This is a genomic window from Clostridium sp. L2-50 (genome assembly GCF_000154245.1).
Classification (GTDB): Bacteria; Bacillota; Clostridia; order Lachnospirales; family Lachnospiraceae; genus Coprococcus.
Window position 1 is genome coordinate 93,167 of sequence record NZ_DS480328.1, and the last position, 18,145, is coordinate 111,311.

Sequence of the window (18,145 nt, forward strand, 5' to 3'; positions counted from 1 at the left end):
CCTATCTGCCTTTCCAGAACAGTTTCATATTTCATATAAAAGCATGCACTGCATGCAGGCCAGTAGAAAAAGCCTGCGTCCATTTTATCACATATATATGCGAATTTCCAGTATTCTTGTGTACATATTCCCATTTTGAAGAAAGATTAAGGTTCTTCCTCTCTTTTCCAGAAATTCTCCACCTTCTGAGCAAGCCGGTCAAAATTTCCAAATACCGCATCCTGCCATTCCACCGGAAATAACGAGTTATATTCCCCGGTGCCAAATCGTTCGTCCAATAACAGGATCACTCCGGTATCATCTTCTGTCCGGATCACCCGCCCGGCTGACTGGAATACCTTATTAATACCCGGATACAGATACGCATATTTAAAACCGTCAACAGACGAATCCGCATTTGTATCCGTCCTCTTTCCGGTATTGAAATAATCCATCATGATCTTTCTCTCATTGCACACCTGCGGAAGTCCCGGTCCTACTACAACCGATCCGATCAATCTGTCCCCGGTCAGATCGATTCCCTCAGAGAATATACCACCCATGATACAAAAGGCGACTACATTCTTTTGTGATGAGAAATGCTCCAGGAATGCTTCTCTGTCTGCCTCTTTCATATTCTGTTCCTGACACAGCAGTTCCATAACAGAACAATCTTCAGCCGTCATCTGCTCATAGACCTCCCGAAGCATCTTATAGGATGGCAGAAATACCATATAATTGCCGGGATGTACTTTAAACAGATGTCTGATATACTCTGCCACACGTTTATACTCCTTTACCGAACGTCTGGTATATTTCGTAGATACATCCACGCCGACCATGATCTGTCGTTTCTTCTGATCAAACGGAGAAGGAATATAGATAGCCTGATCGGTATCCGTATCGGACAGCATCTCCATGTAATACTTTACCGGCAGGATCGTTGCCGAAAAGAAAACAGTCGATACCCCCTTATCCAGGCAAAGCTTCAGATTATTCGCCGGATGGACGCAATATAACCGCACCATAAATCTGCCATCCGAAGTAAGCTCATCATAGATCACATAGCTGTCATCGATCAGATCCGCAATATTTAAAAATGTCGTAAGTGCAAAATAAAACTCCAGTATCTCCTTACGTTCCGGGATCTGTTTGTAATCTTCTAAAAATGTCTCCATCGTCGTATGAAGCTGCAGCAGCTTCAGATACAGAACCCCGATATCATTTAGAATCTGATATCCATGCTCCGGGCATCGCTTCTTCAATTCCAGAAGCTCCCGGTTGCAGGATTCCAGACCTCGAACAAGCTTCTTACTATATGGCTTTACAAGTTTTTTCACTGCAAGGAAATCTTCTTTATACAAAGTCGCACTGTACATGGATGATGCACGATCCACCAGATTGTGTGCTTCATCCACCAGAAATACATACCGTCCTGTATCATATGCTGTCTGAGAAAAAAACCGTTTCAGATTCACCCTCGGATCAAATACATAATTATAATCTCCAATGATAGTATCTGCGAACAGACTCGCATCCAGACCCAGTTCAAACGGACAGACCCGATACTTTTCCGCATAAGAACGGATAACCTCCCGATCCATTCTTTCCTCCTGCGTGATCATTTCAAATAATGCAGCATTGACACGATCAAAATGTCCCTTTGCATAAGGGCAATGCTCCGCGTCACATTCCATTGTCTCATTCAGACATATCTTCTCTTTGGCAGTCAGCATAACGGAAGAAAACTTCAATCCATGTTCCCGCAGCAATGTAAGTGCCTGATCCGGTACGGTTCCGGCGATCGTCTTGGCCGTCAGATAAAAAATCTTCGATACCAGCCCGGTTGCAAATGCCTTAACGGAAGGAAACATTGCCGCCATCGTTTTACCGATTCCGGTCGGAGCCTGTACAAACAATCTGCGCTCCCCTTCGATCGCCTTATACACACAGGCAGCCATCTGCTTCTGTCCTTTTCTGTATTCATATGGGAATTCCAGTTCTGTAATCGAAGCATCTCTGATTCTTGCATGTGATATGGCATGATCGATCCATTTCATCATCTCATCCACCGTATCATGAAACCATTCCTCAAGAAATGAAAAAGAAAATACATAAAAAAAATGTTTTACCTCTTCACTTTCCAGATTCACATATGTGATCTGTACATTGATCCGATCCAAAGACTGTTCTTTTGCATAAATATAGGCATAGCACATTGCCTGGGCTACATGAACTGTTTCCGGTACTTCGATATCGGCAAGTTTTCTGTACACGCCTTTGATCTCGTCGATCGTAACATCCGCAGGTTCATCCGCTTCCGGCATCTGACCGGTCACGTCGGCAGCATTTGGTTCCATGAGGCTCTCAACTGCTTCCGGATCCGGGCTCTCCGTTTTTTTGAGCAGCAGCCGGTCCCAATATCTGTCCTCTACCCGGATCACCTGCCGCTCGATTTCCTTCTTCTTCCTGCTTCGGTTCTTTTCACCTCTCAGATCTATGATCCCATCTGCTCTGCCCTCTATCGTGACATCCAGATCATGAATTCCCTTCTTCATCGTGATCTTTAAAGGAACTTCCGCATCATAATAAGACCCTGCCATTTTCTGAAGCTTTCGATGCATCTTACTTCCCGCATTCATCGCTTCCTTTGACAGAGTCCCATTACTGCTGCTTGTAATATCGCCGCATCTGTATATAAATTCTACCATATGCCTGACCGATACTTTAAATTCCATAATTCTTATTTGTAAACAATGGCTGCTGCCAGCTTCTCTGCTGTCTCCCGATCTGTCAGGATCTCAACCAGTTTCAAACCAAAATCAATAGCTGTTCCCATACCGCGGCTTGTGATCACCTTACCGTCTGTTACTACATTTTCATATGATACTTTCGCACAATGAAGTCCCGCTTCCATTCCCGGATAGCAGGTAGCCTCCTTATCCTTTAAGATGCCAAAGACTCCAAAGGCAGTCGGTGCCGCACAGATCGCTGCAACATATCTTCCTGCTTCATACTGTCCGCATACGAGATTCTTTACCTTCTCATTTGCGATCAGATTTGTCACACCGGGCATACCACCCGGAAGTACGATCATATCTGCATCATCGGTAAGTGCACTGATCTTCTCATCCATCTTTACTGTGATCCCATGTGAACCTGTAACCGTATCCTGATCGTCTGCCGCCACCATAAGGCAGTCAACCTTTGCACGTCTTAACAGATCTACAACGGTTAATGCTTCTACTTCTTCATATCCTGTTTCAAATAACATTCTGACTTTCATCATTCTTCCTCCATTTCTATCTATACTATTCGCCGAGTTTCGACACACCTGTCATAAATGCAAGTCGCTGTTCCTCATTCATACTGCTTAATGCACTGTTATGATACGCTCCATCCATCGATACATCTCTGGTAAACCATGCCGGTGCTACGAAATTATCTGCATCTTCCTTCGTCTCAAATTCGACTTCTGCATAGATCAGTCCCTGATACAGCCCCTCAAAGACATCCAGTTCGATCTTAAGTCCTGCATCCTTTTGCTTATCACCTGTTGTACCCTCTGTATCCGTTAGCGGGATGATATATCTGCGTTTCGTCACCAGATTCCCATCAACCTTGCCAAGCAGTCGTTTATAATCTGCTTCATTCATCGGAAGCTCGAATTCCTGTCGTTCCAGTAATCCGCTCGACTTTACTGTAAGAATATATTGTTCATCTGCCTTTCGGATACGGATCACCGGGCTGGTCGAGATATACCCCTGCTCCAGTTCCTTATATGGATACGCTTCCAGTGAAAACGGTATCTCTTTTATCAGATATTTTCTTTCAATCTCCATAAAAGCCTCCTTTTATATCAGCACTTTATAACCAGTCCTCCGGTGGTGCCGTTGTTCCCACATGGCTTGCGATTCCCCTGTTTATCATAGAAAATGCCAGGATCAAGGTGATCACAAACATAATAGATGACGGTATCAGAAAATCCAGACAGGTATTTACCGATGTCAGCAGCATCGGCAAGGTCAGTCCGTAAAGACATACACGGAATACATTCCCATAAGATAAACCTGTGTGAAGTCCTTTCGCAAGCGTCCGTGCAACGATCGAAAATACAAGTGCAAGGAAGATCATCCTGATCACACTTCCGAACATCATAGCAATATACATAATGATAATCGCAACATAGAACGCCGGTACTGCGGATGCAAGCTGTTCATTGTTAAATCCATCATAGAATAATTTGTCGAGATCCATCGTCGAGTATTCATACGTCTGTCCGCCGTTTATCATTCCCATGACTACGTTCTCTTTGCCAAATGCGATATACACGCCATTTGTCTTGATATCATCGAGTGTGATCCTGTCATAATCCGTATTCATATAGATTGTTGCATTTCCGATATCGAGTGACATCTCCGACTCTGCCGTAAGCTTACCATCCTCGATCACAAACTGCGGAACCTTATTCGTAATCAGGTTATTTAACCCTCCCACATGCATGATAAAGGTAATGACACCGATTCCAAACTCGATAAAGGTCAGGATAAAAGCGATCAATATCATAAATCCTACCGTCTTGCTCGCTTTTAACTTCGTCAGATGCTTATAATTTTTCGGGCTGGATACCGCGATAGCTAACTGATCGACCATCGTTACTTTTGAATATTCTTCGTCCATTAGATAATCTCCATTTTTTTCATAGCTTTATAGATTCCGTCTTCTCTGACATCATCCGTTACGAAACGGACTTTCTTCTTCAGATACTCCGGACCTTTTTTCATTATAATACTATTTGGCACATATGCCAACATCGGTTCATCATTACTTCCGTCTCCAAATGCATATGCATTTTCCAATGGCAGGTCAAAATAATCAAGCAGATACCGGATACCGGTTGCCTTCGTATATCCCTTTGGTACGACCTCACAAAAATTTCCCTCTCTCTGGATATACATATAATCTTTTTCCAGATATGTCTTAAACACTTCCAGATACGGAGTGTCAGCATCATACCATGCACAAAATTTATCAAAGATATGATCGTTTGCAGGATCGTCATATTCCATATAGGTGCTGGTTGCCTTAAAATAACTGGTCAGTTCTTTTAAATGCTCATTATCGGAAAAAACAGCGCTTGTAAACACTTTGTCCGCATGTTCATATACGGCATCCATTTTATATTCACGACATTTCCGAATCACACCTGCGCAGACATCATATGGCGTAACGTGATGAAACAATGTCTCACCATTATACACAATATGAGTTCCGCAGCCACAGACAAAACCATCAAAGCCTGCGCTTCTGATTTCTTCCGTTACATTACAAAATACTCTTCCCGTATTGATAAATGCCAGATGTCCGTTCTCTCTTGCCTTTTGTATTGCCTCTTTTGCACTGTCCGGAAAATATCGTTTTCCATCATCCGTGATCAGAGTTCCGTCGATATCAAAAAAAAGAATCTTTCTTGTCTTATTCATGTCTATTTCCTCCGGTTATTACCGCATAAGAACAAAAGCGCTCCACGCAGTATGAATGCATTCAGGGTTCTATGACCTTTTTTGCATCATAAAACCCTGAACATTATTTTATGCTATGCAATTTTTATAACTGCTTCATAAGGTCGATCATCTCAAGTGCGCCCATTGCACAATCATAACCCTTGTTACCTGCCTTTGTTCCGGCACGCTCAATTGCCTGCTCAATGTTCTCCGTTGTTACTACACCGAACATAACAGGGATACCGGATTCAAGCGAAACAGATGCAATTCCCTTGGACACTTCATTGCATACATAATCATAATGGCTGGTTGCTCCGCGGATAACTGCGCCAAGGCAGATCACTGCATCATATTTTCCTGACATAGCCATCTTCTTAGCTACAACCGGAATCTCAAATGCTCCCGGAACCCATGCAACAGATATGTCATCCGGATTTACGCTGTGACGTAATAATGCATCCTCTGCACCGCTTACCAGTTTTGATACGATAAATTCATTAAATCTTGCTGCTACAATACCGATCTTGGCACCATTTGCTACGATCATTCCTTCAATCTTCTTCATTTTATTATCCTCCTGTTATTACGTTCATTATATCGTCTTACAGATCAAGTATATGTCCCATCTTTTCTTTCTTTGTCTTCAGATAAAACGCATCGAACTTGCCCGGCTGCATCTGGATCGGTACTCGTTCCACGATCTCAAGATTGTATCCTGACAAACCATATACCTTTAATGGATTGTTCGTAAGCAGTCTCATCTTTCTGACACCAAGGTCAACCAAGATCTGTGTTCCGATCGTATAATCTCTTGCATCCTCAGGGAAGCCAAGCTTCAGATTTGCCTCTACGGTATCTAAGCCCTGATCCTGTAACTGATATGCTTTGATCTTATTGATCAGACCGATTCCACGTCCTTCCTGTCTCATGTACAGAAGCACGCCTCTGCCTTCCTTTGCGATCATCTTCATCGCTGCATCATACTGCTGGCCACAGTCACAACGGGCTGAACCAAGTGCATCTCCGGTCAGACATTCAGAATGAACTCTGCATAATACCGGCTCTCCATCGGTGATATCGCCCTTTACCAGTGCTACATGATGCTCACCATTTAATTTATTGATATATCCATAGATCGTGAACTCACCATATCTGGTCGGCATCTTTGCCTTTGCTACACATTCTACAAATACTTCATGCTCCTTACGGTACTGAACCAGCTTTTCGATTGTGGAGATTTTCAGGTTGTGCTCCTCAGCAAATGCAAGCAGATCGTCCTTTCTTGCCATTGTACCGTCATCCTTCATGATCTCACAGCACAGACCACATGGCTTCAAGCCTGCAAGTCTGCACAGATCGACCGTTGCCTCTGTATGTCCGCCTCTCTCGATCACGCCGCCCGGAACTGCACGTAATGGGAACATATGACCCGGTCTGCGGAAATCCTCCGGCTTTGCATCTTCTTCTACGAACTTTCTGGCTGTAATGCCACGCTCATACGCTGAGATTCCGGTTGTAGTGCTTACATGGTCAACCGACACTGTAAATGCAGTACAATGATTATCTGTATTTGTGATGCACATCTGCGGAAGATTTAACTTCTCCACATAAGAATCATCCATCGGCATACAGATCAGGCCTCTGGCATATTTTGCCATAAAGTTCACATTCTCCGTGGTCGCGAATTCAGATGCGCAAATGACATCTCCTTCGTTCTCTCTGTCTTCATTATCGAGCATAACGACAACCTTACCGGCTGCCAGATCTGCTAATACTTCTTCTATGCTGTTTAATTCCATCTGTCTTTACCTCCATAGGAATATTTATTTTATAAGAATCCATTCTCTGCCAGGAAATTCATATCTACTTTTTTTCCTGTATCCGGTTCTTCTTTGTCTTTAAAATGAAGCAGCTTATCTACATATTTGCCGATCACATCATTTTCCAGATTGACCACTGCTCCGGTCTGCCTGCGGATCAGCGTTGTCTCCTCTGCCGTATGCGGAATGATCGAAACCTTAAAGCAGCGGTCATCGACATAAGCAACCGTCAGGCTAATTCCATCGATCGTGATCGATCCCTTCTCGATGATATACTTTAACAGCTTTTTATCACATGTTACTGTCACCCAGATCGCATTTTCTTCTCCGGTGTAATCTGTGATCACCCCGGTTCCGTCGATATGCCCGGATACGATATGTCCGCCAAATCTTCCATCTGCCGCCATCGCACGCTCCAGATTCACCTTGCTGCCGGAGCTTAAGGTACCCAGATTGCTTCTTCTTATCGTCTCTGCCATCACATCTGCCGTAAACAAATGCCCCGACATTCCTGTGATCGTCAGGCATACCCCATTGACAGCTATGCTGTCACCGATCTTACTTCCTTGCAGAACCTTGTCAGCCTCTATGGTCAGGCGACCGGAGGATGTGCCTTTTTCTATCTTCTTTATCGTGCCTGTCTCTTCCACAATGCCTGTGAACATGACTGCCTCCTTTTCGGGGACGTTTTTTTGCAAACAGTCATTTCGTCACCCCATTGACTCTTGTTCCGCAAAACGCTTGCGCTCTATTTTCATGTAACGGTACTAAACTCACTGCCCTTTGCAGTTCGTTAAGAACCGACATGAAAAAAGGTTTACTGCACAAGATCAATGGAGTAACGAACTGATTGTTTAAAAAAACATCAACCTGATTAATTAACAACTTACTTGCTGAATTTCTTCTTTTAACATATTAAGTTTCCATATAACTTAACATAAAAAAGCCGGAGACTATGTCTCCGGCGGGTTGTTTGTTATGAAATGTTGGTGCAGATTCTACGCATGCTGATACCTGTTATCTGCATTCTTCTTTCATCCAGACTTTACTGTCGGCTTTGGATTCTCACCAAATCATGCCTTACGGCTCGCGGGCTCACATAGATTACTATGTATACCGCCGGTGGGGAAACTAACCCCGCCCTGAAGACTTCAACATGGTTATATTGGCACAGTTTATTATGTTTGTCAAGCTGTTATCTGAAAATACTGAAGCATGATGTCTGCTCCAAACCTCTGAACGGAACCAAGCTCAAACGGATAGGCTTCTTCCGGTGATTCTACTCCCATACCACCGACCGGTGTATAACCTGCACTTCCTCCAAAGATCTTCGGTGCTATATAGACATCGACCTCTTTTACGATACCTGCTTTTAATGCACTTTCATTTAAGGTTCCGCCACCTTCAAGCAGAATTCCGTCTATGTTTCTTGCGCCGAGCTGTCTCATCAGTTCCTGCAGATCCACATGTCCATCCACATTCTCCGTCTCGATGATCTCAACGCCTGCCCCGATCAGCTTCTGCTTCTTATCTGTCTGATCCTCTGACTGTATGGTTGCAAGAATCGTCGGTACTTCAGACGCTGTTCTTACGATCTGTGAATCCATAGGAATCCGAAGTCTGCTGTCGCAAATAATACGGACCGGATTTCTGCCTCCTGCTCTCCTACAGGTAAGTGCCGGATCATCTTTTATCACGGTCTCGCTTCCAACCATGATACCTGTAAGTGCATTTCTCTGCTCCATCACATGGGCTCTTGCTTCTTCGCCGGTGATCCATTTACTCTTTCCACTGTAGGTTGCGATCTTACCATCCATAGTCATTGCATATTTCATTACGACATATGGTGTCTTATTTACAATATAATGGAAAAATACCGGATTAAGGCTGTCACATTCTTCTTTTAATACATGTGTGATAACTTCAATCCCTGCATCCCGTAGTATCTGATATCCCTTTCCAGATACAAGCGCATTTGGGTCATCCGATCCGACATAGACTCTGCTGATCTTATGCTCGATGATCGCATTCACGCACGGAGGCTGTTTGCCATAGTGGCAGCATGGCTCCAGCGTCACATACATTTCCGCTCCCGCTGCGTCCTCTGTCAGATGTGCAAATGCATCCCTCTCCGCATGAAGCTCTCCGTATCTTCTGTGATATCCCTCTCCAATAATCCGCCCATCCTTTACGATCACTGCTCCGACCAGCGGATTTGGATTTACCGCTCCGATTCCTTTTTTTTGCCAATTCGATGGCTCTCCTCATATATGTTTCCTGCATACTGTCTAACCTCGTATTCCTTATCTGATCATTATCTGCTTCTTATTTACTTCCTGTATACTTCTTGACAAATCTGTTTTACACTATTTATAATTTCACTATCTTATACTATTGGAGTTTAACATGTTTCAGAAATTTTATCCATCAGAATATTATACATCAACCTATGTCATTGACTTTGCCGAATATTATAAAAAAGGCTATCGTGGCATCTTATTTGACATTGACAATACCCTTGTTCCCCATAATGCTCCGGCAACAAAGGAAGCAATCAGACTTATCCACCGGTTAAAAGAGATTGGATTTGGTATCTGTCTGGTATCCAACAACAAAGAGCCAAGAGTTGCGGAATTCAACAAGCCTTTGGATGTAAAGTACATCTATAAAGCCGGGAAGCCAAAACGCTCCGGCTACCAGAAAGCCATGCAGCTTCTCGGCACCGATACTACAAATACTCTCTTTGTCGGAGACCAGTTGTTTACAGATCTCTGGGGCGCAAATAACACCGGTATCACTTCACTGTTAGTGCAGCCAATCGATAAAAAAGAGGAGATCCAGATTATCCTGAAGCGGATTCCTGAAAAGTGGATCTTACATTCCTACCTGAAAAAGCATCAGATTGTACGGTAAATCAGGCAGGCTTCCTTCTAAATATGTATCTATATAAAATGAGAGCTGATACTACTTATTATTACACAAGTCGCTTTCGCTCTACCTTCGACGTAACGGTACATAAGGTTGCAAAATACGCAACCTAAGTACCGACGCTCAGGTAGGCTTGTTCCATAATAATAGTATCAGCTCTCATTTTTATTTACACAATTAATTTGTAGCATAATAAATATTATACTAACATATCCATGTTCAGACGTTTGATTACCTGGAAGGATTTTGCACGAAGCTCTTCTGCATCAAACTGTGACAGCATGGTATCTTTGTCCCACTTTGTCTTCATCAGTGCATTTAACAGATCTTCGATATACGCCTTTACATATTTTACGTTTTCTTCTGACTTGTCTTTCAGAAGAACTACGATGTTATCGATTGCTTCAATCACACCGGACTCCTGCTGCTTTACAGGTGACTGACCTGATTCATCAGATAACTCGATAACCTTACCTGTCTTGGTAATGATTACCTTCTTATTCGGAGAGCTTGCAGCCTTCGAAGTTCCCTTCTTGTCAAGCATTCTGTGAATTACTTTTACAAGACATGCAACGGCATAAGTAGCTTCTTCTGCAGTCGGCTTCTCAAGTCCCTTATCATTATGCTGATTCCATAACCATTCGGACTTGCATAACATCTCTTCCACGGAAGCATCACGTAATAATCTTGCAAGGTCAGCATCTGCAGCTGAGCCTTTGTTCTTTCCAAAGAATCCGCCACCGGAAGTCTGAGTCTCCTGACCATATTTTGCAGGTAAAACAATCTTATTATAAGTTTCCTGTAAATATCTCTTTGCAGTATTCAAATCATAGCCCGAACTGATGATCTGTATCTTACCACCACCAAGTCCGTTTACAACCATGTCCTCGGCAGCCATGAATAACAGATGCTTCTGTCTGTCATCGATCATCTTCTTGATCTCATAATTAGTCTTGCTCTTTTCAAGGATTGAATTCTTACGAACCTTGAATGCTTTAATCTTTTCCTTTACACTGAAGAACTGCTTCAGAAGGTTAGGATTTGCATTCACATAATTGTTGATCCATGTTAATTCAATGTACTGATGCTCTATCTTATTTGAAATCTCATATACATTGTAACCATCAAATACTACGTTTAATGTTGTATAGAGAAGTTCAAGCATCTCATACTTCTCTTCCCATGAACGAGATGACATATCCTGATTTACAATAGCCTTGATACCGCATTCATAGAAAACGAGGTTATATTCATATAATCCTTCAAAGATATTGGTCTTACCATTTAACTGAGAACCGGTTCCGAGAGTCTGAAGATTCTTCTTCATCTCAGGTTCGTCTTCGATATACTTGTATACCTTCTTGATAAAGCCTGCGACTTCTGTAAGAAGGGTGTCAATTCTCTTATTGTAGATCTCCTGCTTGGAGATAGCTGATACAACGCTTCTGGACAACACGCTTGTACTCTGTGCACTGTTACAATTACGGATCAGTTCCTTGAAGTTCTCGTATACCGCAAGATTATCAATAGGGATATATTCTGCATTCAAGCCATAGAACTCAAATGCTTTTGCATAATTCTTATCATTGATATATGCATTAAATAAGCCAATGCTGAACTGGATCTTGTAATCATTTCCAACATGTGGGTCTTCTACTACATAATCAAAAAGTACTTCCAAATTATTGATATATGCATCTGACTTTGCTGTTGAAAGCGGAAGTCCCATCTCCATAACAACATTGATCAGATCCAGATATCCCATAACCGCCTTATCAAAATTCTTAGGTCTGTCATCGTCCTCTAAGATCTGATAGCTTACATTGATAAGTAATGGGGCGATACGCTCCCCGATCAGGCGCATAGCCTCCGAGAACTTCTCTGTCTGATATAAGTAGATCAACCAGATACTGTATCTGTAAATGCCGGTTGCACTGATAGGTGCATCAATATCAGCCGGATCAATATCACCATATATGAATTTGAACAATGGCTCTATCCATTCTTCGATCTCATAACGACCGGTCGCTTTAATGTTAAAATCAACAAACTCAGCCAGCTCGTATAACTTTGTACACTGAGCCTTTACCTCGTCATCAACCATCATGGATGATAAATCAAAATTACTGTCTTTCAGATAATCGATAACAAGTGCATAAAATCCGTCCTCAACCTGTTCATTCAAAAATCTGATCAATAATCCTTTATTATTGGATGCTGCTATGGATAGAACATTATTATCATTGTCCGATGCAATGTTAGCTGGTAGCATATTCTATTCCTCCTTTTTTGTCTATTCTTTGTATGCTTTCGATAAAATCACTTTCATATTTATAACTATATCACAAAACATTTTACTGTTCAATGAATTTTTGGTAATTTCTACAAATCAGCATTGTGCATAATTGCTGAAAATTCAAATCACATGAATCAAAAAACGTTTTTGTCAGTATTTACTAATCAAGTCCTGCCATATGAAGGATCGCCATTGCATTTGTCGTCGTACATCTGCCATCCTTCTTCTTATAATCAAATCGCAGCTGATCACCTTCGTAGTATTCTTCAAAATGATAATTTACCGCCGGCACACCGGCTTCATTTTTCAGGTCACATAATTCAAAATCATGGGTAGACACGATTGTCATAGAATTATCATCCGATAACTTTTTAATAACCTGAGACGCTCCCACGATACGATCTGCCGAATTGGTTCCTTTGAATATCTCATCGATCAGGCATAACATCGGCATATCATTTTTCTTATACTCTACCATGGATTTGATCCGAAGGATCTCTGCATAGAACGTGGATATACCATTACTGACATCATCTGTTACTCTCATCGATGTAAAAATCTTCATGTAATCCGCGTGCATATTCTCCGCACATACAGGTGCGCCTGCATATGCAAGGATCAGATTGATTCCAAGAGTACGCAGGAATGTCGTCTTACCTGACATATTCGATCCTGTGATGATAGTCGTTCCGCCCTTAAATGCTGCACCATTGGGAACTACCTTTGACGGATCGATCAGCGGATGACGCATATTCTCTGCCGTTACCTCTACTTTATCGCGTCTTGTCACCTCAGGATATGATACATCTCTGGTCCGTGCGAGTGCCGCAAATGATAACAGTTCTTCCATTCTTGAGATTGCATGGATCCAGTCTTTCACCTGACTTCCATACCGATCTCTCCACTTATCCATCATAAAGCCCAGATGAAAATCCCATAAAAGCAGACCGCAGAGAACCTGATGGATGATCGGATTATAGCGGATATTAAATGCCGAACTGATCCGCTCCAGCTTCTTTACAGCGTTTAAAGCACCTGTATCCTCTGAGATCGTATTCTTTATATCCTTTAACAGCTCTGAATCAAAATTCTCATCCGATATCTGTTCAAACATTTTAATATAATCATCGATCACATAACCGAATGAGATCATCGGCATAACAGCCTGCCCTGCCACTCCCGAAGTGATCCATGCAAATAACAAAACAACAAAAAATGAGATCAGGGAATATCCGAGATTTACTTTTCCCATGATGCCAAGGATCAGTAAAACGATCGTCACAAGAGGAAGCAGGAAACGAAGTATATTAAATATTCCTGATATATGTTCATCGCTGGTACAATAAGCAACAAATTCATCAGATGAATATTTTTTTTTCTTACCCATTCCGGACTTCACACATAAGGTTTCAAATCCCATTGAAAAATCATGCTTCTCTGTCAGTTCTCTTACAGCATCCTGTCGTTTCTTTCTGTCTTCTGATGCAAATTCCGGCTGTCTGAGCGTCTCCGCAAGCAGCTGTCTGCCATCCTCCGTTCCTGCTACGCAGATAAACTGATAGAGCGAATTTTTACCCATAATATCCAGATCCTTTGCGACCAGATCTTCATCGGTCAGATACTCTGATCCGTCTTCTTCAAATTCTTTCCAGCTGTCATCGTAACGTTTCAGATAACGTTCATATACTATTACCTTTGCCTTGTTATATTCCAGCTGTTCATTTAATTTGCCATGCTTAAATACTAAGAATACAAAGGCCACCACCGCAAGAATTCCTGCTATAAGAAATGGTATATTGGAATCATATAAACCAACGATCAATCCGCCTGCCATCACCAAAAACATCAGAAAACGAATCGTACCGATGCCGGAATAACGGCTTTCCAATTCTTTCTGTTTCTTTTTTAATTCTTCCAATTCTGTATTAAAACGTTCCATACCGCGTCCCCCTTTGCTCTCTGTCATTTCTATCTCTCCTTGATCCTGTCTTCTTAATTTCTTTTGATCAGCTTTAATCCGATCATCACATTTATCTTTCATATACGTTGTATATCTTTGAAAACTATAGCATACTTCATCCTATCAGGCAAATGTTAAAAGTTCGTAAAATCTGCCTGTCATCCCTTTTGTTTATCAATGTTTTCTTGCTTTTTAAGTGTATACATATTAAAATTATGGAAACGTTATTTATAACGACTTTTACATCATATATAGAAGGAGATTATGCATTATGGGAAAAGGTAAATTATTCAAAGCCGCTGCTACGATCGCTGCGATCGGCGGTGTTTGCTATGTATTCAGGGACAAGATCAAGAATTCTACCGTATACCAGTCTTTAGATATGGATGATAAGGTAGAAAAGGTTAAGCATACGATCAAGGAAAAGATGCCTGCAAAAGAAGAAACCGCAGACCGCGATTATTTCTCTCTGGATGATGCTGTCGATAATACCGATACAAACGCTGAAGCTGCTACTGTAGCTGAAAGTGTATCAGATGTTACCGCCAAAGTAGACGATCTTCTCTCCGATATACCTTCCACATCGGAAGACGCTGCACCGGAAGAAGAAAGCCCTATCCTCTATGAAAACGAGGGATTATCCGATGTATCCGAGGATCTCGATGTTATCGAAGAACAGGATAAGTTGGATCTTTAATATCAATTAAAAACAAATACACCCGTCCGATCCGAATCGTTGTCACACTGTACAACAGCACATCCGGATCAACGGGTGTTTTTCTTCTGTATCAATGGAATTATATCATCCACGATGCTCTCAGATTTAAAATTATGCTCATATATCATTCCGGCAGCATTTGATATGATCAGCTTATAAATATTATGTCCTGTCCTGCCCTTACGCTCTGTATGTTTTGAAATTACTTCTATATTCCTTAACAATACAATGTCTGTTCGAAATAACGTACTGATGATCAGATATTTCTTTGTCACATAACAATTATGACTCTCATATACGACCGCATCATGCAGCTGGCGGTTTATATCACGCACAACCAGCTTCCTGTCAAACACTCCCTGTAAGTGTCTGATCCGGGGATGATACCACGGACAAAAGATACAGCAGACGATCTCAACAAGCGATAATGCCATCATAGCAAGTGCAAGATAAAATGCCAGCTTCACAATTCCGTAAAATGTCTTCGGATAATCAATCTCGCTGATCATATAATCATATGTTATCTTTTCAAGCTGCTCCTTGCTTATTCCCGCACTTTCCGCACACTGGGATAAAATATAGCTACAGGTAGCCGGATCTTTCTTCAACTGTCCCTGCACCGTATAATCTCTTATAACAGTCTCCGTATCATCGATCAACACGATCATGAATTTATCATTTATCCATGCACAGTAATATCCCCCGACACGTTTACCATCCATACAGTAATCATACCCCATATACTGAAGCTTATCAAAAGCCATCTCTACATTCGATATTTCGGAATTATACAATCCCGGAATATCTGATAGCTGCTTTATGGTATGAAATGTAAAATTTCCAAGCAGATGAAACTGTACCATCAAGCCTGTGAGAACTGCCATTATAACTGCACTTCCAAGCAGCGACATGACTGTATTTTTTAATAAAAACAGATTTAATCGTTTATTCTGCATCATAAGCCTTAGAAATGACTGCCGCCACCGCCATGGCTGCCGCCTCCACCGCCACCGCTGCTGCCACCGCTGCTTGACGACTCAATTTTTACGCTTGTGACATCTTTACGGATGAAGATATCACGATGATCCAGAAGCTCTACATTTCCATTTACATATGTATTTAATGTAGTTGTATCCTTGCCCGCCTTCTTTGACATATTGGTGATAAAGAAGACTACCGCACATACTATAACCGCTACAAATATAAACAACGGTGATACATGAATTCCTCCGCCATTTGCACTCTTCATGCAAATAGCAGCTTTCTCGATCATGACCGTAAATCCTTTCTCGGCATCCGAACGCAGATATTTACCACCGGCCTCGGTTAATGATGATGCCTTTGAATCACTGATCCGGGCACGCACTCTGGTTCCCGATGTACTCATCCATACATCTCCGGCCTCATAGTTAGCTGCAATTACAATACTGTCACTCGGAACATAGCCATCACTTGTGCTCCGATTGCTTGAAGGATCATATTCCCAGTTCTCCCAACCGAAACGGTTCTGATCACACATTGCCGTTGCAACTGCTTTAATTGCTTCAAACTCGGCATAATATGTATCAGACCAATATGTATCAAACATATCCTGTGCCTGTTCATTGTTGATCGTTACAACTACGATATCCGCACCTATCTTATCTTCATATTCTGCAATGACATCTTCCAAGCTCTTCTCTTCAGAAGATGTAAGTTTGTCTGCATAATCAAATACTCTCTGATCCGTCAGACATTCTGTGTTGCTTCTCTTATCATGCTTCAGATTCTGTTTGCTGATCAGCGCACTTCCAATCATCAGAACAAATCCGATAACAAATAATACTAAAACGGTGATCTTATATTTCTTCATATTAAATCACCTCCAGGATCATAGCTATGCCGGAAGCACACGCAGCTACCGATGCAGCAAATGCTGCTGTAAGTCCGATCGCACGGCTGACGCTTCTCGGTGGTGTACCCACACACTTACCTGTCTGACCATTTACATAGAACATATAATTCTGTCCCTGATACCGATATTCATAGATCCATACAGGCATCAATGCAAATCGGTTCGCCAGCAGTTTATTATTTGCGTTCATATTCTCAGATGTCAGGCTGGTATAACCGGAAGCTTTCTGCTCTGCCCATTTCTTTGATGTATCATTTACCTTGGTTACTGCTCTTCCCGATAACTGATCCGGCGTATAATTATATATCTCCGCCTCAAAGCCTGACAGATATTTGTTATCATGCTGAGTCAGCTGATCATAACCATATGGCTCCATCTGATCCATAATACCATCCGGCATCTCGATCGAAGCATCAACAGGGATACCGTTATACTTGATATGCAGTTTGCGGTAGACATCAAAATAGGATGTCTCTGTGTATTTTCTGTCACCGGAGGTCCATGTACGAACCTTTGTACCAACGGCTTTATAATCTACGTTTGTATCAAAATCATACAGCCAGAACGGAACATAGACTCCTCGAAGCCGCTCCAGTGTCTTTGTAGACAGGAAATCAGATGGCAGAAACAGCTTCTTTCCAAATTCCTGTTTTAACTTTTCTTCTGCATCTCGTTTTGACACCTTAAATGGCAGAATTACATCCGGTCCATATGGATATACGATAAAATCATCCCTGATGATCGGCACCCCACAAGCCGGACATTTACCGGCAGATCCGTACTCGTTCCGGTATGTAATCTGTGTTCCGCACGCAGGACATATCATCGGTGTCTCGGATGGAATACTCTGTTCGCAGTCACTTCCACCACAGCTCATACATTTCATATGTCCGCTTTGTGGATCATACACAACATTTCCACCACAATTCATGCACTTATAAATCATGTATTCTCTCCTCCCGGGTTAACCCCTTTTTAACATTAATTTTTGATAATTATTGCATCCTTGCAGGCAAGTGATTTTGCACTCATTATATCATATGCTT

General features: G+C 42.0%; 15 protein-coding genes, 1 pseudogene and 1 riboswitch. Of the genes and pseudogenes, 2 read left to right on the forward strand and 14 right to left on the reverse strand.

Annotation, left to right across the window (positions count from 1 at the left end):
• Positions 1–146 precede the first annotated feature (146 nt).
• The 9 genes and pseudogenes from CLOL250_RS12550 to ribD form a co-directional block, all read right to left on the reverse strand.
• Positions 147–2,717, reverse strand: coding sequence for an ATP-dependent DNA helicase (locus CLOL250_RS12550; RefSeq protein WP_008402935.1), 2,571 nt, complete (start codon positions 2,715–2,717; stop codon positions 147–149).
• 5 nt (positions 2,718–2,722) lie between these two features.
• Positions 2,723–3,268, reverse strand: coding sequence for a DJ-1 family glyoxalase III (locus CLOL250_RS12555; protein ID WP_008402936.1), 546 nt, complete (start codon positions 3,266–3,268; stop codon positions 2,723–2,725).
• A gap of 22 nt (positions 3,269–3,290) precedes the next feature.
• Positions 3,291–3,821, reverse strand: coding sequence for a CYTH domain-containing protein (locus tag CLOL250_RS12560; RefSeq protein ID WP_008402938.1), 531 nt, complete (start codon positions 3,819–3,821; stop codon positions 3,291–3,293).
• A gap of 25 nt (positions 3,822–3,846) precedes the next feature.
• Positions 3,847–4,659: a DUF1189 domain-containing protein gene (locus CLOL250_RS12565; RefSeq protein WP_008402939.1), complete on the reverse strand. Its 813-nt coding sequence runs from the start codon at positions 4,657–4,659 to the stop codon at positions 3,847–3,849.
• Positions 4,659–5,462: an HAD family hydrolase gene (locus tag CLOL250_RS12570; protein WP_008402940.1), complete on the reverse strand. Its 804-nt coding sequence runs from the start codon at positions 5,460–5,462 to the stop codon at positions 4,659–4,661. Before CLOL250_RS12570 ends, CLOL250_RS12565 begins: the two co-directional genes overlap by 1 nt.
• Before the next feature lie 124 nt (positions 5,463–5,586).
• Positions 5,587–6,048, reverse strand: a complete 462-nt coding sequence (gene ribH, locus CLOL250_RS12575; protein ID WP_008402941.1) for a 6,7-dimethyl-8-ribityllumazine synthase — start codon at positions 6,046–6,048, stop codon at positions 5,587–5,589.
• 37 nt (positions 6,049–6,085) lie between these two features.
• Positions 6,086–7,282 (reverse strand): bifunctional 3,4-dihydroxy-2-butanone-4-phosphate synthase/GTP cyclohydrolase II, encoded by a 1,197-nt coding sequence (locus CLOL250_RS12580; RefSeq protein ID WP_008402942.1) that lies wholly within the window; start codon positions 7,280–7,282, stop codon positions 6,086–6,088.
• Positions 7,283–7,311: 29 nt separating this feature from the next.
• Positions 7,312–7,968 carry a riboflavin synthase gene (locus CLOL250_RS12585; RefSeq protein ID WP_044946204.1) on the reverse strand — a complete coding sequence of 219 codons (657 nt, stop codon included), beginning with the start codon at positions 7,966–7,968 and terminating at the stop codon, positions 7,312–7,314.
• Between the two features lie 357 nt (positions 7,969–8,325).
• Positions 8,326–8,457: riboswitch (FMN riboswitch) on the reverse strand.
• A 33-nt stretch (positions 8,458–8,490) separates the two neighbouring features.
• Positions 8,491–9,586, reverse strand: a pseudogene (ribD, locus tag CLOL250_RS12590) (bifunctional diaminohydroxyphosphoribosylaminopyrimidine deaminase/5-amino-6-(5-phosphoribosylamino)uracil reductase RibD).
• A gap of 123 nt (positions 9,587–9,709) precedes the next feature.
• Between ribD and CLOL250_RS12595 the strand changes: the two are divergent.
• On the forward strand, positions 9,710–10,216 hold the full coding sequence (locus CLOL250_RS12595; protein WP_008402948.1) for a YqeG family HAD IIIA-type phosphatase: 507 nt from the start codon (positions 9,710–9,712) through the stop codon (positions 10,214–10,216).
• 214 nt (positions 10,217–10,430) lie between these two features.
• Here the strand turns inward: CLOL250_RS12595 and CLOL250_RS12600 are convergent, their stop codons facing one another.
• A complete protein-coding gene (locus tag CLOL250_RS12600) occupies positions 10,431–12,503 on the reverse strand; it encodes a hypothetical protein (RefSeq protein ID WP_008402949.1) in 2,073 nt (690 codons plus the stop codon).
• A gap of 184 nt (positions 12,504–12,687) precedes the next feature.
• A complete protein-coding gene (locus CLOL250_RS12605; RefSeq protein WP_008402951.1) occupies positions 12,688–14,568 on the reverse strand; it encodes a MutS-related protein in 1,881 nt (626 codons plus the stop codon).
• A gap of 190 nt (positions 14,569–14,758) precedes the next feature.
• On the opposite strand from CLOL250_RS12605, the gene CLOL250_RS12610 reads away from it, so the two are divergent.
• Positions 14,759–15,184: a hypothetical protein gene (locus CLOL250_RS12610; RefSeq protein WP_008402953.1), complete on the forward strand. Its 426-nt coding sequence runs from the start codon at positions 14,759–14,761 to the stop codon at positions 15,182–15,184.
• A gap of 68 nt (positions 15,185–15,252) precedes the next feature.
• Here CLOL250_RS12610 and CLOL250_RS12615 read toward each other — a convergent pair whose 3' ends face one another.
• From CLOL250_RS12615 to CLOL250_RS12625, 3 genes are read right to left on the reverse strand one after another with little or no spacing between them, the layout of a single operon-like run.
• The gene (locus CLOL250_RS12615) at positions 15,253–16,164 is read right to left on the reverse strand and encodes a hypothetical protein (protein ID WP_008402954.1); all 912 of its coding nucleotides are present in this window, start codon (positions 16,162–16,164) and stop codon (positions 15,253–15,255) included.
• Between the two features lie 5 nt (positions 16,165–16,169).
• Positions 16,170–17,057 carry a TPM domain-containing protein gene (locus CLOL250_RS12620; protein WP_008402955.1) on the reverse strand — a complete coding sequence of 296 codons (888 nt, stop codon included), beginning with the start codon at positions 17,055–17,057 and terminating at the stop codon, positions 16,170–16,172.
• A gap of 1 nt (position 17,058) precedes the next feature.
• The gene (locus CLOL250_RS12625; protein ID WP_008402956.1) at positions 17,059–18,045 is read right to left on the reverse strand and encodes a hypothetical protein; all 987 of its coding nucleotides are present in this window, start codon (positions 18,043–18,045) and stop codon (positions 17,059–17,061) included.
• Positions 18,046–18,145: the final 100 nt, after the last annotated feature.

Coding starts and splice junctions, on each gene's coding strand:
- CLOL250_RS12550 (WP_008402935.1), bottom strand. CDS start 2,717: ATGGAATTTAAAGTATCGGTCAGGCATATGGTAGAATTTATATACAGA.
- CLOL250_RS12555 (WP_008402936.1), bottom strand. CDS start 3,268: ATGATGAAAGTCAGAATGTTATTTGAAACAGGATATGAAGAAGTAGAA.
- CLOL250_RS12560 (WP_008402938.1), bottom strand. CDS start 3,821: ATGGAGATTGAAAGAAAATATCTGATAAAAGAGATACCGTTTTCACTG.
- CLOL250_RS12565 (WP_008402939.1), bottom strand. CDS start 4,659: ATGGACGAAGAATATTCAAAAGTAACGATGGTCGATCAGTTAGCTATC.
- CLOL250_RS12570 (WP_008402940.1), bottom strand. CDS start 5,462: ATGAATAAGACAAGAAAGATTCTTTTTTTTGATATCGACGGAACTCTG.
- ribH (WP_008402941.1), bottom strand. CDS start 6,048: ATGAAGAAGATTGAAGGAATGATCGTAGCAAATGGTGCCAAGATCGGT.
- CLOL250_RS12580 (WP_008402942.1), bottom strand. CDS start 7,282: ATGGAATTAAACAGCATAGAAGAAGTATTAGCAGATCTGGCAGCCGGT.
- CLOL250_RS12585 (WP_044946204.1), bottom strand. CDS start 7,968: ATGTTCACAGGCATTGTGGAAGAGACAGGCACGATAAAGAAGATAGAA.
- CLOL250_RS12595 (WP_008402948.1), top strand. CDS start 9,710: ATGTTTCAGAAATTTTATCCATCAGAATATTATACATCAACCTATGTC.
- CLOL250_RS12600 (WP_008402949.1), bottom strand. CDS start 12,503: ATGCTACCAGCTAACATTGCATCGGACAATGATAATAATGTTCTATCC.
- CLOL250_RS12605 (WP_008402951.1), bottom strand. CDS start 14,568: ATGAAAGATAAATGTGATGATCGGATTAAAGCTGATCAAAAGAAATTA.
- CLOL250_RS12610 (WP_008402953.1), top strand. CDS start 14,759: ATGGGAAAAGGTAAATTATTCAAAGCCGCTGCTACGATCGCTGCGATC.
- CLOL250_RS12615 (WP_008402954.1), bottom strand. CDS start 16,164: ATGATGCAGAATAAACGATTAAATCTGTTTTTATTAAAAAATACAGTC.
- CLOL250_RS12620 (WP_008402955.1), bottom strand. CDS start 17,057: ATGAAGAAATATAAGATCACCGTTTTAGTATTATTTGTTATCGGATTT.
- CLOL250_RS12625 (WP_008402956.1), bottom strand. CDS start 18,045: ATGATTTATAAGTGCATGAATTGTGGTGGAAATGTTGTGTATGATCCA.